This is a genomic window from Mycolicibacterium aurum (genome assembly GCF_900637195.1).
In the GTDB taxonomy this organism is placed as follows: domain Bacteria; phylum Actinomycetota; class Actinomycetes; order Mycobacteriales; family Mycobacteriaceae; genus Mycobacterium; species Mycobacterium aurum.
The window spans coordinates 447087-461412 of sequence record NZ_LR134356.1; the positions used below are offsets into that span (position 1 = coordinate 447087).

Annotated in this window: 13 protein-coding genes and 1 tRNA gene; 12 read left to right on the forward strand and 2 right to left on the reverse strand. The window is 67.9% G+C overall.

Going from position 1 to position 14326, the window contains the following annotated elements; all coding sequences use genetic code 11:
* The first annotated feature begins 489 nt into the window (after positions 1-489).
* The 3 genes from EL337_RS02110 (at position 490) to EL337_RS02120 (ending at position 4781) form a co-directional block, all read left to right on the forward strand.
* Complete coding sequence (locus tag EL337_RS02110; protein WP_048632443.1) at positions 490-1344, forward strand: glycoside hydrolase family 16 protein; 855 nt, start codon at positions 490-492, stop codon at positions 1342-1344.
* 196 nt (positions 1345-1540) lie between these two features.
* Positions 1541-3394 carry an AMP-dependent synthetase/ligase gene (locus EL337_RS02115; protein WP_048632608.1) on the forward strand — a complete coding sequence of 618 codons (1854 nt, stop codon included), beginning with the start codon at positions 1541-1543 and terminating at the stop codon, positions 3392-3394.
* A 25-nt stretch (positions 3395-3419) separates the two neighbouring features.
* Positions 3420-4781, forward strand: a complete 1362-nt coding sequence (locus EL337_RS02120) for a wax ester/triacylglycerol synthase domain-containing protein (RefSeq protein WP_048632442.1) — start codon at positions 3420-3422, stop codon at positions 4779-4781.
* Between the two features lie 22 nt (positions 4782-4803).
* Here EL337_RS02120 and EL337_RS02125 read toward each other — a convergent pair whose 3' ends face one another.
* Entirely contained in the window at positions 4804-5223 is a 420-nt protein-coding gene (locus EL337_RS02125) for a hypothetical protein (protein ID WP_048632607.1), read from the reverse strand.
* Between the two features lie 108 nt (positions 5224-5331).
* Positions 5332-5405 (reverse strand) — tRNA-Gly (locus tag EL337_RS02130).
* Between the two features lie 277 nt (positions 5406-5682).
* Between EL337_RS02130 and EL337_RS02135 the strand changes: the two genes are divergently transcribed.
* The 9 genes from EL337_RS02135 to rfbA all read left to right on the forward strand — a co-directional run bounded on the left by EL337_RS02135 (position 5683) and on the right by rfbA (position 14323).
* A complete protein-coding gene (locus EL337_RS02135) occupies positions 5683-6699 on the forward strand; it encodes a prolipoprotein diacylglyceryl transferase (RefSeq protein ID WP_048632441.1) in 1017 nt (338 codons plus the stop codon).
* Between the two features lie 71 nt (positions 6700-6770).
* The gene (gene dcd, locus EL337_RS02140) at positions 6771-7343 is read left to right on the forward strand and encodes a dCTP deaminase (protein ID WP_048632606.1); all 573 of its coding nucleotides are present in this window, start codon (positions 6771-6773) and stop codon (positions 7341-7343) included.
* Positions 7344-7570: 227 nt separating this feature from the next.
* Positions 7571-9235, forward strand: coding sequence for a DUF7159 family protein (locus EL337_RS02145; RefSeq protein ID WP_048632440.1), 1665 nt, complete (start codon positions 7571-7573; stop codon positions 9233-9235).
* Positions 9236-9311: 76 nt separating this feature from the next.
* Positions 9312-10652, forward strand: coding sequence for a UDP-glucose dehydrogenase family protein (locus tag EL337_RS02150; protein ID WP_048632439.1), 1341 nt, complete (start codon positions 9312-9314; stop codon positions 10650-10652).
* Between the two features lie 9 nt (positions 10653-10661).
* Positions 10662-10982, forward strand: a complete 321-nt coding sequence (locus EL337_RS02155) for a DUF1330 domain-containing protein (protein WP_048632438.1) — start codon at positions 10662-10664, stop codon at positions 10980-10982.
* Between the two features lie 2 nt (positions 10983-10984).
* On the forward strand, positions 10985-12319 hold the full coding sequence (locus tag EL337_RS02160; protein ID WP_048632437.1) for a cytochrome P450: 1335 nt from the start codon (positions 10985-10987) through the stop codon (positions 12317-12319).
* 2 nt (positions 12320-12321) lie between these two features.
* Positions 12322-13065, forward strand: a complete 744-nt coding sequence (locus tag EL337_RS02165) for a maleylpyruvate isomerase family mycothiol-dependent enzyme (protein WP_048632436.1) — start codon at positions 12322-12324, stop codon at positions 13063-13065.
* Positions 13066-13091: 26 nt separating this feature from the next.
* Complete coding sequence (locus EL337_RS02170; RefSeq protein WP_048632435.1) at positions 13092-13460, forward strand: nuclear transport factor 2 family protein; 369 nt, start codon at positions 13092-13094, stop codon at positions 13458-13460.
* The gene (gene rfbA / locus EL337_RS02175) at positions 13460-14323 is read left to right on the forward strand and encodes a glucose-1-phosphate thymidylyltransferase RfbA (protein ID WP_048632434.1); all 864 of its coding nucleotides are present in this window, start codon (positions 13460-13462) and stop codon (positions 14321-14323) included. Before EL337_RS02170 ends, rfbA begins: the two co-directional genes overlap by 1 nt.
* Positions 14324-14326: the final 3 nt, after the last annotated feature.

The window sequence follows — 14326 nt, forward strand, 5'->3', positions numbered from 1 at the left end:
AGCTTGCGATATATTGCATATCGGTACGGCGGATTTGTCAACAGTCCGGCTGTGCCACCGGCGATGAACCGGTTCTTCGTCGTCTTCTTTGTCGTCGTCATTGGTCAGGGCTCGATCACGAGTCGCCTGATCAGGTCGCTGTCCAGGGTAAACCTGTAATGCAGGTCGGCCACTGCGACGGGGAAGTTCCCGGCCAGGCGCTGGAGCACGTCGACGTGGTGGTGCTGTCGGTGTTGTGCGTTGTCATACCGCCACAGTGAGGTTTCCCCCAGGGGGAGGGTCAAGCAACGGACGGACTGCGTAGCCCGGGGTGAGCCGGCAGATCTCCGCATGTGAGTCAATGTGATTGCAGTGCAAAGTAATTCGCAATCTTCGGCACTGAAGATGGTCCACCCGTCGATCTTTGGCGCGCAGGACACGGCGCCGGGGTGGGACGGTGATTTACCGGTGAGGCGTCGCGCCGTCGATTATGGTGCTGCTGTGCCTGAGATGGATCGCCGTAGTGCCATGTTCATGATGGGGCTGGGGGTGGCCGCGGTCGCGACCCCGCTCGGCACCGCTCATGCCCAGCCGCCCCCGGCGCCCGTCGAACCGCCGCCGGTGGCCGCGGAGACCGGCCCGCTGATGCTGTTCCAGGACGAGTTCAACGGTCCGGCGGGTTCGCCGCCCGACCCCGGCCGATGGTTCATCGTGCCTGCCCGCGAGACGATTCGGAACCCCAACGAGTGGGACAAGCCCTTCAACATGGGCCGCTACGTCACCGACCAGGAGCACGTGTTCCAGGACGGCAGCGGCAACCTGGTCATCCGCGCCACCCGGGGCGAGGGCGCCAACATCCAGGAGAAGTACGCCGGCGCGAAGATCATGGGCCTGTGGCGTGGCGGGATGGGCACGACGTGGGAGGCCCGAGTCAAGCTGGACTGCCTGACCGACGGGGCATGGCCGGCGTTCTGGCTGGTCAACGACAATCCGGTCCGTGGCGGCGAAGTCGACCTGGTGGAGTGGTACGGCAACAACGACTGGCCGTCGGGAACGACGGTGCACGCGCGGTTGGACGGCACGTCCTTCGCGACCGACCGCCACCCCGTCGACAGCGCGTGGCACACCTGGCGCATGACCTGGCTGCCCACCGGCTTGTACTTCTGGAAGGACTACCAGCCGGGGATGGAGCCGTTCTTCACCGTGCCCGCCAACTCGCTGCAGGACTGGCCGTTCAACGATCCGGGATTCACGATGGTCCCGGTGTTCAACATCGCCGTCGGCGGGTCCGGCGGCCGTGAACCGGCCGCAGGCACGTATCCCGCCGAGATGCGCGTCGACTGGATCCGCGTCTTCGCCAGCTAGCACTCCCCTGCGCGGGCGACACCGCGCGGTGGACAGGGCCGTTCGGCCCTGGTGGAAGGGCCCAGTGGCCGTTCCCGTCGACGGTGAAACCCCGCACGATGGGAGTCGGGTCGTCGCCGTGGATCGACCGTGATGGCGGCAGCCCACGGAGGAGGCCGCCATGGGGCACAACACCGGCGCAACCACGGGAACCGTGATGGGCGGCCGGGGGACCGCGCCCGACACCCGCGGTAGACCTTTCGACGATGTGGCCTGGGTCGCCGAGCGGGTGCCCTCGGTCGCACGCTTGTTCCTCGACAGGGTCGCCGCCACGCCGCGCGCCGAGGCGTTCCGATTCCCCGGCGACGGCGGCTGGCAGAGCGTCACGTGGCAGCAGACCGGCGACCGCGCCGTCCGCCTATCGGCCGGGCTGGTCGCGCTGGGCATCGAACCCGAGGAGCGGGTCGCGCTGGCGTCGTCGACCCGCTACGAGTGGGTCCTGGTCGACTTCGCGATATTGTGCGCCGGGGCCGCCACCACCACGCTGTACCCGACGACGAATGCCACGGACATCGCGTTCATCATCGCCAACTCCGGGAGCCGGGTGGTCTTCGCCGAGGACCAGGCACAGGTGGACAAGGTGCTCGCGCACCGGGCCGATCTGCCCGAAGTGGAACACGTCGTGATCATCGACGGGGTGGGCGACGGCGACTTCGTGATCACGTTGGCACAGCTGGAGATCCGGGGTCAGCAGCTGCTGAGCGAGACTCCCGACGTCATCGACAAGCGCGTCGCCGCGATCCGGCCGGACAGCCTCGCGAGCATCATCTACACCTCCGGGACCACCGGCCGTCCGAAGGGTGTCCGGCTTACCCACCGAGCGTGGACGTACACCGCGTCGGCCATCGACGCACTCCACATCCTCGGGCCCGACGATCTGAACTACCTGTGGCTGCCGTTGGCGCATGCCTTCGGCAAGGTCATGCTGGCACTGCCGCTGATCGTCGGCTATCCGACGGCGATCGACGGTCACGTCGACCGGATCGTCGCCAACCTGGCGGTGGTGCACCCGACGTTCATGGCGGCCGCGCCGCGCATCTTCGAGAAGGCGCACGCCCGCATCCAGGCCACCGTGGCGGAAGAAGGTGGGCTGAAGAAGACCGTTTTCGACTGGGCGATCGGCGTGGGGATCAGGGCGTCGGAGGCCAGGGAAGCCGGCAGACGTCTGTCGCCGCTGCTGTCGGTCCAGCACGCGATCGCCGACCGGCTGGTGTTCCAGTCGATCCGGAATCGCTTCGGCGGTCGGCTGCGGTTCTTCGTCTCGGCCGCCGCACCGCTGGATCGCGACATCGCGCGGTGGTTCGACGCCATCGGCATTCCCATGCTCGAGGGTTACGGCCTCACCGAGACGGCGGCGGCGTCGTTCATCAACCGCCCCGACGCGTACCGCTTCGGGACGGTCGGGCTGCCCTTCCTCGGTACCGAGGTCATGATCGCCGACGACGGCGAGATCTTGGTGCGGAGCCCGGGAGTGATGACCGGCTATCACGATCTGCCCGAAGCGACCGCCGAGGCGCTCGACAAGGACGGCTGGCTCCGGACCGGTGACATCGGTTCGATCGACGATGACGGATTCCTGCGCATCACCGACCGCAAGAAGGACTTGTTCAAGACCTCGCAGGGAAAGTACGTGGCGCCGACGGCGATCTCGGCGTCCTTCAAGGCGATCTGTCCATACGCCAGTGAGATGATCGTGGTGGGTGCGGCGCGCCCCTACTGCGTGGCACTGGTGGGCCTGGATGGCGACGCCATCATGCACTGGGCAGCCGAGAATGGCCTTGCGGGGCGATCTTTCGTCGAGGTGGCCCGGCACGACTCCACCCGCAAACTGATCGACGGATACGTCGACACGCTCAACGAGCAGTTGAATCGCTGGGAGCGGATCAGGAAGTTCGCTATCATCGATCGCGAATTATCCATCGCAACAGGTGATCTCACGCCCAGCCTCAAGGCAAAGCGCAACGTGATCATGGCGAAGTCCGCCGATGTCATCGAGCACCTCTACACATGACGTGGCGCTGAGAAGGTAGAGGGCGATGACCAAGTTCCTCAGCAACAGTGACGCTTTCACCTGGAGCATGGAAAGCGACCCGCGCCTGCGCTCCACGGTGGTGACGGTGATCCTGCTGGACCGGGCACCGGACTGGGCTCAGGTGCGGGAGCGGTTCGATGTCCTCTCGCGCGCCGTGCCCATGATTCGGCAGAGGGTGGTCTCGTCCCCGCCACCCGCCCCGCCGCGGTGGGAGGAGGCCCCGGATTTCGATCTCGACTTTCACATGCGCAGGGTCACCGCGCCGCAGCCGGGCACCGTCGACACGGTGCTCGAGATGGCGCGTGTCGCGGCGATGGAGGATTTCGACCGGGCCCGGCCTCTGTGGACGGCGACGTTGATCGAGGGTCTCGACGACGGCGGCGCCGCGATGGTGCTCAAGTTCCATCACGCGCTGACCGACGGTGTCGGGGGCGTGCAAATCGGGATGATCCTCTTCGAACTGTCAGAACCTCCCGATCTGGATAACGCTGCGGTACAGGGGATTTCACTGCCCCGGTGGATGAGTGGCTACCGGGACACCGCGAAATACGACGCGGGCGTGATCGGCGGCGCGGTCTCGGGCGCGGTGAAGTTCGTACCCAAGGTGGTCTCCAACGCGATTCTGCGGCCGGTGGACACCCTGTCGTCGGCCGCGGAGACGGCCGCGTCGGTCTACCGGACCGTGCGTCCGGTCAACCGCGCCGGCTCGACGCTGATGGCCAAGCGCAGCCTGATCCGTCGTCTCGGCGTTCACGAGGTTCCGTTCGCGGCGCTTCGGGCCGCCGCGCACAAAGGCGGCGGGGCGTTGAACGACGCGTTCGTGGCGGGTGTGGCGGGGGGCCTGCGGCGCTACCACGAATACCACGGCGCAGCGGTGGGAGATTTACACCTGACGATGCCGATCAGTTTGCGAACCGACCACGACGAGCTGGGGGGAAACCGAATCACGCTGATGCGGTTCGACATTCCGGTGGGGATTGCCGACCCCGGGCAGCGGATCGGCGAGATCCACGACAGGACCCACAGCGTGCGGGGCGAGAAATCACTGCCCTACACGCAGTGGATCGCCGGCGCCCTGAACATGATGCCGCGGTGGTACATCGGCTCGATCCTGCGCCACGTCGATTTCCTGTGCAGCGACGTGCCGGGCCTTCCCGTCCCGGTGTGTCTGGGCGGTGCCCGGGTGAAGACGCAGTATGCCTTCGGCCCGACGGTCGGTGCGGCGGTCAACGTCACGTTGTTCACCTATGTGGACGTGTGCACGTTGGGGATCGACGTGGACACCGGTGCCATCCCCGACTACGAGGTGTTCTTCGACTGTCTGGTAGCGGGTTTCGACGAGGTGCTGGCTCTCGCATCCCGGTAGCCGGGGCGCCCGGTGGGGCGAGTCAGCCGACCTGGCGCAGCTGGAACGGGGCAGTGGTGACAGTTCCGCCATCGCAGCCGAAGTTGGAGTCCGAGGACAGCACGCCTGCGAGGGTCACCGGGTCGACCGACATCGACGTGACCGCGGGAGCATAGGTCCCGTTGTCGCAGGTGAGGCCGCCCGGCTTCGAGACCGTGAAGACCCAGCGACCGCCGGTGAACGTGGTGGGACTGGTCCACCCCGTGTTGCTGGAGACCGTGCCGGTACACCCGGCCGGGGCGCAACTGGTCGAGATCGTCCAGACGTTGAGGGGGTCGCCGTCGGCCTCGATGTAGGAGCCGTTGAGAAGCGGTGGGTCCGCGTGCGCGATGCCGGCGAGCGCGACGCCCGCGATCGCGGGCGCGGCGACGGCGATGGCCAGGGTGCGCAGAATGCTAGACATGGTGATCAGCAACCTAATGCCCGATTGTCACGAAACAGGCAGGTCAGACGGCGCGACGCCAGGTTGTGGCCATCATGTCGCCGAATCGACATCAGCGGGTGGTCAACGTGGAGCCGATGACGGGAATCGAACCCGCGTATTCAGCTTGGGAAGCTGATGTTCTGCCATTGAACTACATCGGCGGTGTGGCTAGTGAGACTAGCAGCACCTGTGACCAGCGCCCGATCGGGGCAACTACCCACGCCCGGACGTAGGCCCCATTTTAACTTTGTGGTCAACTACGCTGCGCTGAGGTCCGCTTCCCAGCAACTTCACAGGAGTCGAGTAGTCATGGCGCACACAGTGTTTCGTCGATCCGTCACGGCAGGGATTGCCTTCGCCGGCGCCGGCGCCATCGCTTTCTCGACCCTCCCGGTTCTTCCCAGCGACCACGCCACCCCCCGCGCGGCGGTTACCTACGTGGAACCTATCGCTCCGCGGGTCATGACCACCGAGGTGGAGTACGTCGCGCTGGTCAACTCCCTGGAGATCCTGGTGGCAGGGGCGACGGCCGCCCTCGGGGAGAGCTTCGGTGCGTTCAGTAACCAGATGCCGGCACTGTTCCGCCAGGTCGGCGCCCAGTGGGCCGATCCCGATCTGCTGCCGCTGAACCACTCCCTGATCGCCGCCGCGGTGTTCACACCGATCGCACCCCTTGTGGTCGGTCCGTTCACGGATGCCGTCGCCGAGGTCCTCGCTCAGACGTTCCCGTCGCGCGGCGACGAGATCCGGGAAAACCTGCCGCAGGCAGTCGAATACGCGTTCGCGCGGCTGATCGGCCCGATCATCAGCGCGATCGGTGCGACCGGAGCAGTGCACCAGGAGATCTACAACGCGGGCATGGCGGGCGACTCGCCGGGGCAGTGGCTGGCCATCCTGCGCTCACCGTTCACCGTCATCGACGGATTCCTCAACGGCGGCTACGGCGACATCAGCACGCTGCTGACCGGCGAGGCCGGCGGGGAGCGCATCGCCGCTCCCGGCCTGCTCACCCCGTGGGGGCAGTACCCGTTGGACCGCAGTGTTACCGAGGAGACGGAGCCCGAAGCCGGCGAGACCGCGCTGCAGAGTGAGACCGACACCGCGGCAACGCTGGCGGCTGACGAGGTGGCGGACGTGCCCGACGTCGTCGACGCCGGCGACGAGAGCGCCGAATCCACGGCCGAGGAGGCCACCGCCGAGGTGACGCCGGTGTCCGACGAGGTGACCGACACAGCCGACGGCACCGCTGAGGCCGAGGCTCCGAAGGACGCCGACACGTCTGCTGAGGCGGAGAAGGCCGAGAGCGGGACGAAGGTCCGTGGCGCGAGCGCCACGAAAGCCGACAAGCAAGAGAAGGCTGACAAGCAGGAGGCGGCGGAGAAGTCGGAGAAGGCGGATAAGTCGGACGCATCAGCGAAGGCCGACAAGTCCGACGGCAGCGACTCCGGCGAGTAGCGGTCGGGGACCGGCGGGGCCTGGCACCCGCCACCTGCCCCGTGCACGGTGTCGGCGGATACTCTCGTGCCGTGCTGCTCTCCGATCGCGACATCAGGGCCGAGATCAACTCGGGCAGGCTCGGCGTCGACCCGTTCGACGACAGTCTGATCCAGCCGTCGAGCGTCGACGTCCGCCTCGACAACCTGTTCCGGGTGTTCAACAACACCCGCTACACGCACATCGACCCGTCGGAACGGCAGGACGACCTGACCTCCCTCGTGGAGCCCAAGGAGGGCGAACCGTTCGTGCTGCACCCGGGTGAATTCGTGCTCGGGGCGACGCTGGAGCGGTGCACCCTGCCCGACGACCTGGCCGGCCGGCTCGAGGGCAAGTCATCGCTGGGCAGGCTCGGCCTGCTCACCCATTCCACGGCCGGCTTCATCGACCCCGGCTTCACCGGGCACATCACGCTGGAGCTGTCCAACGTCGCGAACCTGCCCATCACTCTGTGGCCGGGGATGAAGATCGGGCAGCTATGCCTGCTGCGTCTGACCAGCCCCGCCGAGCATCCCTACGGCAGCTCCGAGGTCGGCTCGAAGTATCAGGGCCAGCGCGGTCCGACGCCGTCGAAGTCCTACCAGAACTTCCTCAAGTCCATCTGACCGAGAAACGTCACAGCCGCGACCCAGCATGCCCGAGTAATGTCATAACGACCGGCGCCACCGGTCTTCGTGCCGCGCGTTCCGGCCAGGTCTTCAGTCGCCGTAGCTAACAGCCTCGGATGTAACGCCAGAGCTGTCAGTGCCGATGAAGTACTAGTTGTCGGCTCGCCGAGCGCATTTGACCAGTGCCGACCGCAAAGCTGCAGCAAACGTTATTGGAGGGGTCAGTGGACATCGTACTAGGTGTGTCTATGACACCTACGACGGTGCGCATGGTGCTGGTCGAAGGCGTGAAGGCCGACGGGGTAACCGTCGACCACGACGTTTTCGACGTCACCGCCGCCGAGGGTTCAGCAAACGTCGCAGACCACGTTGTCGCCGCGGTGCAGGGCACCAAGGAGAGCGCCGAGACCGGAGGGCACCACCTCAAGTCGATCGGTGTCACGTGGAGTGATCACGCGGAGGCCACCGCGCTGCGGGACGCGCTGGCCGCCCACGGAATCGATGACGTCATGCTCGTCTCGGAAGGACACGCCGCGGCGTCGCTGGCCCAGGCCGTGGGGCGTGCAGTCGGCTACGACACCACCGCCCTGCTGTTCGTCGACCGGGACACCGCGACGCTCTCGGTCGTGCGTACCGACGACGGTTCGGTGGTCAAGGTGCTCAGCCGCACGCTGCACAGCAGCGACGCGATGGCGGTGCTCACCGAGATGGCCGAGGCGGTCGCGGCGCAGGATGCGCCGCCGCAGGGCATCTTCGTCGTCGGCGCCGGGGTCGACATCAGCTCGGTGAAGGACCACCTCGAACATCTGGTGTCGCTTCCGGTCAACGCACCTGACGACGCCGCCCTGGCACTGGCCAGGGGTGCCGCGTTGGCGTCCGCCGCCGCCCCCACCTTCGAGGCCACCACCGTCGGGCTGGCCTACTCGCAGGACCCCGACGGCACCACGGCCGGCTCGGTCTACGCAGGCCTGGCCGGCGTGGACACGCAGCTGGCGCCGGCCTCCGCCGACGACGTCGTCGACGAGTTCGCGCCGACCGAGATGCGTCCGGTCGACGAGGAGCGCAAGCCGTTCCTGCTCGTGGGCAGTGCGTTGACGTCGTTGTTCGTCGTCGGAGTAGTTGCGCTCGTCATCTCGCTCGCGATCAGCATCCGGCCCACCGCCGATCAGCGGCCGAGTCCGGCGCAGAGCGCGATCGTGCCCAGCGTCCAGGTGCCGGCGCCCGACCCGGCTCCGGCACGCCAGGAAGCCGCCGTCATACCGTCGGACCCGCCGACGGCCGACACCATCAAGCCGCCCGTGCCCGTCGTCCAGCAGGCGCCGCAGCAGGCGCCGCGCACGGTCTTCGTCGAGCAGCCCGCGCCGGCACCCGCGGCACCCGCTCCGGCCCCGCCTCCCGCCGCTCCGGCGCCCGCCCCGGCCCCGGTGGCGCCACCACCGGTGGTCGCGCCGGTCGTCGTGCCGCCGCCGGTGATCGTGTTGCCGCGGCCGCAGTGGACGCCGCCTCGGCCCGCCTGGACGTGGCCCAACCAGCGGCCTGAGCCGGACGAGCCCGACGAGCCCAGCACGCCGCAGAACCCGTGGCAGCCGCCCTGGGACGACGACGACTCGTCGACGCCGACCCTGCCGACGCAGACCGTGCAACCCACCCGGCCGCAGGTGCCCCAGGTTCCGCAAGTGCCTCAGGTTCCGCAGGTGCCGCAGCAGCCGCAGTGGCCCAGCATCGGGTCGGGCAGCTCCGGATCAGGATCGGGCTCGGGTTCGGGGTCGGGCAGCAGCCGGGGTGACAGCGGATCCTCGCGGGGTGGCTCGGGCAGCCGAGTGCCTGGCGACATCAACGGCGACGGTTGTTTCCTGGTCTTCTGCGCCCCCGGCGCAGGCCGCGGATAACGCTCGTCACCTGCTGTTGGTCTGGCGCTTGGTGTCGCGTAGCGGTTAGCTCATCGCGGCTGCCTATAGAGGCGGTATGCGATGCACAGTATTCGGGACGGGCTACCTCGGCGCGACACACGCCGCGGGCATGGCCGAGCTCGGCCACGACGTCGTCGGCGTCGACATCGACGCAGGCAAGATCGCGAAACTGTCCGGCGGCGAGGTCCCGTTCTACGAGCCGGGACTCCGAGAGATGCTGCAGCGCAACATCGATGCGGGCCGACTGCGCTTCACCACCGACTACGCCGAGGCCGCCGAGTTCGCCGATGTGCACTTCCTCGGCGTCGGGACACCGCAGAAGAAGGGTGAATACGGCGCCGACCTGCGCCACGTCTACGCCGTGATCGACACGCTGGTGCCGAAGCTGCGCCGTCCCGCGGTGATCGTCGGCAAGTCCACGGTGCCGGTGGGCACCGCCGCCGAACTCGGCACCCGCGCCGCCGCCCTGGCCCCCGACGGCGTCACCGTCGAGATCGCCTGGAACCCGGAGTTTCTGCGCGAAGGATTGGCCATCCAGGACACCCTGCATCCGGACCGCATCGTCCTTGGCGTGCAACGGGATTCGACCCTGGCCGAGGAGGCTGTCCGCGCGCTGTACGCACCGCTGCTGGCCGCCGGGGTGCAGTTCCTGCTGACCGATCTGCAGACCGCCGAGCTGGTGAAAGTCTCGGCGAACGCGTTCCTGGCGACCAAGATCTCGTTCATCAACGCGATCTCGGAAGTGTGTGAAGCCGCCGACGCCGACGTCACCATGCTGGCCGACGCGCTGGGTCACGACGCCCGGATCGGCCGGCGATTCCTCAACGCCGGTCTCGGTTTCGGCGGCGGCTGCCTCCCCAAGGACATCCGCGCGTTCATGGCGCGCGCCGGCGAGCTCGGCGCCAACCATGCGCTGACGTTCCTGCGCGAGGTCGACAGCATCAACATGCGCCGCCGCACCCGGATGGTGGAACTGGCCACCAGGGCGTGCGGTGGATCGCTGCTGGGCGCCAACGTGGCCGTCCTGGGGGCGGCGTTCAAGCCCGAGTCCGATGACGTGCGGGACTCGCCTGCGCTCAACGTCGCGGGCCTGCTGCAACTCAACGGAGCGACGGTCAACGTGTACGACCCGAAGGCCATGGAGAACTCGCGGCGCCTGTTTCCCACCCTGAACTACTCGACGTCGGTCGCGGAGGCGTGTGACCGGGCCGACGCGGTGCTGGTGCTCACGGAATGGAGTGAGTTCGTCGAGCTGGATCCCACGGTGCTGGCCGCCACTGTGCGCGCGAAAGTAGTTGTCGACGGCCGCAATTGCCTCGACAGCAGCCGCTGGCAGCGGGCCGGCTGGCGGGTCTTCGCGCTGGGCCGCGCCAGTGGAGCGCCGCCGGCCGCGTAACGTCGCAGCATGGGTGTCTACGCGCTGAACCTGTTCGACATCGCCGACCGCGAGGAGTACCTGGCCTACTCGAAGCGCTCACCGGCGGAGGTGGCCAAGCACGGCGGCCGCGTCGTCGCGCTCGGCCAGTTCCGCGAAGCGGTCACCGGTGACGTCACACCGCGCTCGGTGCTGATCGTGGTCGAGTGGGAGTCCGAGGACGCCTTCAACAGCTACCGCAACGACCCTGAGCTGGCCGAACTGCACGCCCATCGGGAGAACGGCTCGTCGTCCTACATCTGGCACCTCTTCGATCGGCTGGACGACCTCCGGCCGCTGCTTAAGGTGTAGGTATGGCGGCTGAGATTCTGCGACAACGGATCCGGTGGCTCGCGCTGCACGGAGTGATTCGCGCGCTGTCCACGATCGGTGCAAGACGGGGGAAAGACCCTCAGGCCCGCCTGATCGCCGATCCCAGCGTGCGCGACGACCCCGCGCGCTTCGCCGACGAGATGCGTGGTGGCGACCCCGTGATCCGGTGCCGCGCGGTGCTGCTGACCGTCGACCACCAGGCGGCCGGCGAGATCCTGCGCTCCGACGATTTCCGGGTGACCTCGCTGGGGGGCGGGCTGCCCGCACCGTTGCAGTGGATCAACCGCAAAACCCATCCCGGCCTGTTGCATCCGATCGAACCGCCGTCGCTGCTGTCGATCGAGCCGCCCGACCACACCCGCTGCCGCAAGCTGGTGTCCTCGGTGTTCACCGCGCGCGCCGTCGCCGCGCTGCGCGATCGCGTGCAGCAGACCGCTGACCAGCTCCTCGACGATCTCGAAGGGGAGTCCGGCGTCGTCGACGTCGTCGAGCGGTACTGCTCCCAGCTGCCGGTCGCCGTCATCAGCGACATCCTCGGGGTGCCCGAGCGCGACCGCCAGCACATCCTGCACTTCGGCGAACTCGGCGCACCCAGCCTGGACATCGGCCTGTCCTGGAAGCAGTACCTGCAGGTGCACCAGGGCCTCGTCGGCTTCAACCGCTGGCTGGGCGGGCACCTCGACGAACTGCGGCGCAACCCGGGTGACGACCTGATGAGCCAGCTCATCCTCGCCAGCCAGGCCTCCGACGAAGACGCCCGGCTGACGGACCGCGAGCTGCAGGCCACGGCCGGGCTGGTACTGGCGGCGGGCTTCGAGACCACGGTGAACCTGCTGGGCAACGGCATCCGGATGCTGCTGGACACCCCCGAACACCTGGACACGTTGGCCGCCCGGCCCGAGTTGTGGCCCACCACGGTCGAGGAGATCCTGCGGCTGGATTCACCGGTGCAGATGAGTGCCCGCTTCGCACGCAACGACGTCGAGATCGCCGGAACCCCGGTCCAGCGGGGCGAGCTGGTGATCATCCACCTGGCGGGCGCCAACCGTGACCCCAAGGTGTTCACCGATCCGCACCGCTTCGACATCGAGCGGGACAACGCAGGCAGGCACCTGTCCTTCTCGGGCGGCAGGCACTTCTGCCTGGGCGCCGCGCTGGCTCGCGCCGAGGGCGAGGTGGGGCTGCGGACGTTCTTCGAGCGCTTCCCGGCGGCTCGGCTGGCAGGTGGTGGCAGCCGCCGCGACACCAGGGTGTTGCGGGGATGGTCAACCTTGCCGATCACCCTTGGAAAGGCGCGCGCCGCGCTAGGTTCGTAGGGGTGGACTTCCGAGCAACTTTGCTCGAGCAGACTCGAGCCTTCGGTGACCTGATCCGGTCGGCAGACCCGGCGACGCCGGTACCCACGTGCGGAGACTGGACGCTCAAACAGTTGTTCCGCCACGTCGGGCGCGGAAACCGTTGGGCGGCACAGATCATCAGCGAGCATCGGAGCCAGCCGCTGGATCCGCGCGACGTCCGCGACGGCCGGCCCCCCGAGGATCCCGACGCCGCGATCGACTGGCTGATCGGGGGTGCCCAGCTGGTCATCAACGGGGTCGACCGGGTCGGTTCGGAACGCGTGTGGACCTTCGTCGGGCCCAGGCCGGCCGGGTGGTGGCTGCGCCGACGTGTGCACGAAACCGCCGTGCACCGCGTCGACGCGGCGCTGGCGCTCGGTCAGGATCTGGAACTGCCCGTCGAACTCGCCGGGGACAGCCTCAGCGAGTGGATCGAGATCGCCACCATCGACAGGCGGCACGCACCCGCGCTGGATCACGGCCGGTCACTCCACTTGCACGCCACCGAGGAGCAGCTGGGCCCCACCGGCGAGTGGACCATCACCCACGATGACGACGGACTGGGCTGGTCGCACAGCCATGCCAAGGGCGACGTGGCGCTGCGAGGACCCGTCAACGCCCTGCTGCTGGCCACGTTGCGGCGCAAGACGGCCGAGCAGGCCGGCCTTGAGGTGTTCGGCGACACCGCCGTGTGGGACAGCTGGCTGGACCGTACACCGTTCTGACCGGCAGACCGCCTAAGCTCGCGAACATGACCACTTCAGAGCTGGCCACCGTCCTCGCCTGGCACGACGCGCTCAACGCGGCAGACCTGGACACTCTGCTGTCACTGTCCAGCGACGACATCGAGATCGGTGACGCCGGCGGCGCCGCCCAGGGGCACGCAGCTCTGCGCGACTGGGCCCAGGCGCTCGACATCAAGGTCGAACCGGGCCGCATCTACGTCAACGACGGCGTCGTCGTCGTCGAGCAGAAGACAGTCTCGGTCACCGGCGAAACAGGCACCATGGCGTCGGCGTTCCGGGTGGTGCACGACCACGTCACGTCGGTGTTCCGGCACGACGACCTGGCCTCGGCGCTGGCCGCCACGGAGCTGACCGAAGCCGATCTGACCGGCTGATGCGCGGCATCATCCTGGCGGGCGGATCGGGCACCCGGCTGTATCCCATCACCATGGGGGTCAGCAAGCAGCTGCTGCCGGTGTACGACAAGCCGATGATCTACTACCCGCTGTCAACGCTGATGATGGCCGGCATCCGCGACATCCTGGTGATCACCACCGAACACGACGCGCCGGGTTTCCACCGGCTGCTCGGCGACGGATCGGACTTCGGTATCAACCTCACCTACGCGGTGCAGGACCGGCCCGACGGACTCGCGCAGGCGTTCGTCATCGGGGCCTCGCACATCGGTGCGGACAACGTCGCACTGGTGTTGGGCGACAACATCTTCTACGGACCGGGCCTGGGCACCAGCCTGCAGCGCTTCCACGACGTCGAAGGCGGCGCGATCTTCGCGTACTGGGTGGCCAACCCGTCGGCGTACGGCGTCGTCGAGTTCGGGCCCGACGGCAGCGCGCTGTCGCTGGAAGAGAAACCGGTTGCGCCCGCGTCGAATTACGCGGTCACCGGGCTGTACTTCTACGACAACGACGTCATCGAGATCGCGCGTGCACTGCGCAAGTCGGCCCGCGGCGAGTACGAGATCACCGAGATCAACCAGACCTACCTCGACCAGGGCAGGCTCAGCGTCGAGAAACTCGCCCGCGGCACCGCCTGGCTGGACACCGGGACGTTCGATTCGCTGCTGGATGCCAGCGACTACATCCGCACCGTCGAGCGCAGGCAGGGCCTGAAGATCAGCGTCCCCGAGGAGGTGGCGTGGCGGGTCGGATTCATCGACGACGACGAACTCGCCGCCCGCGCCGACAAACTCCTCAAGTCCGGCTACGGCGCGTATCTGCTGGAGTTACTGGAGCGCTGACGT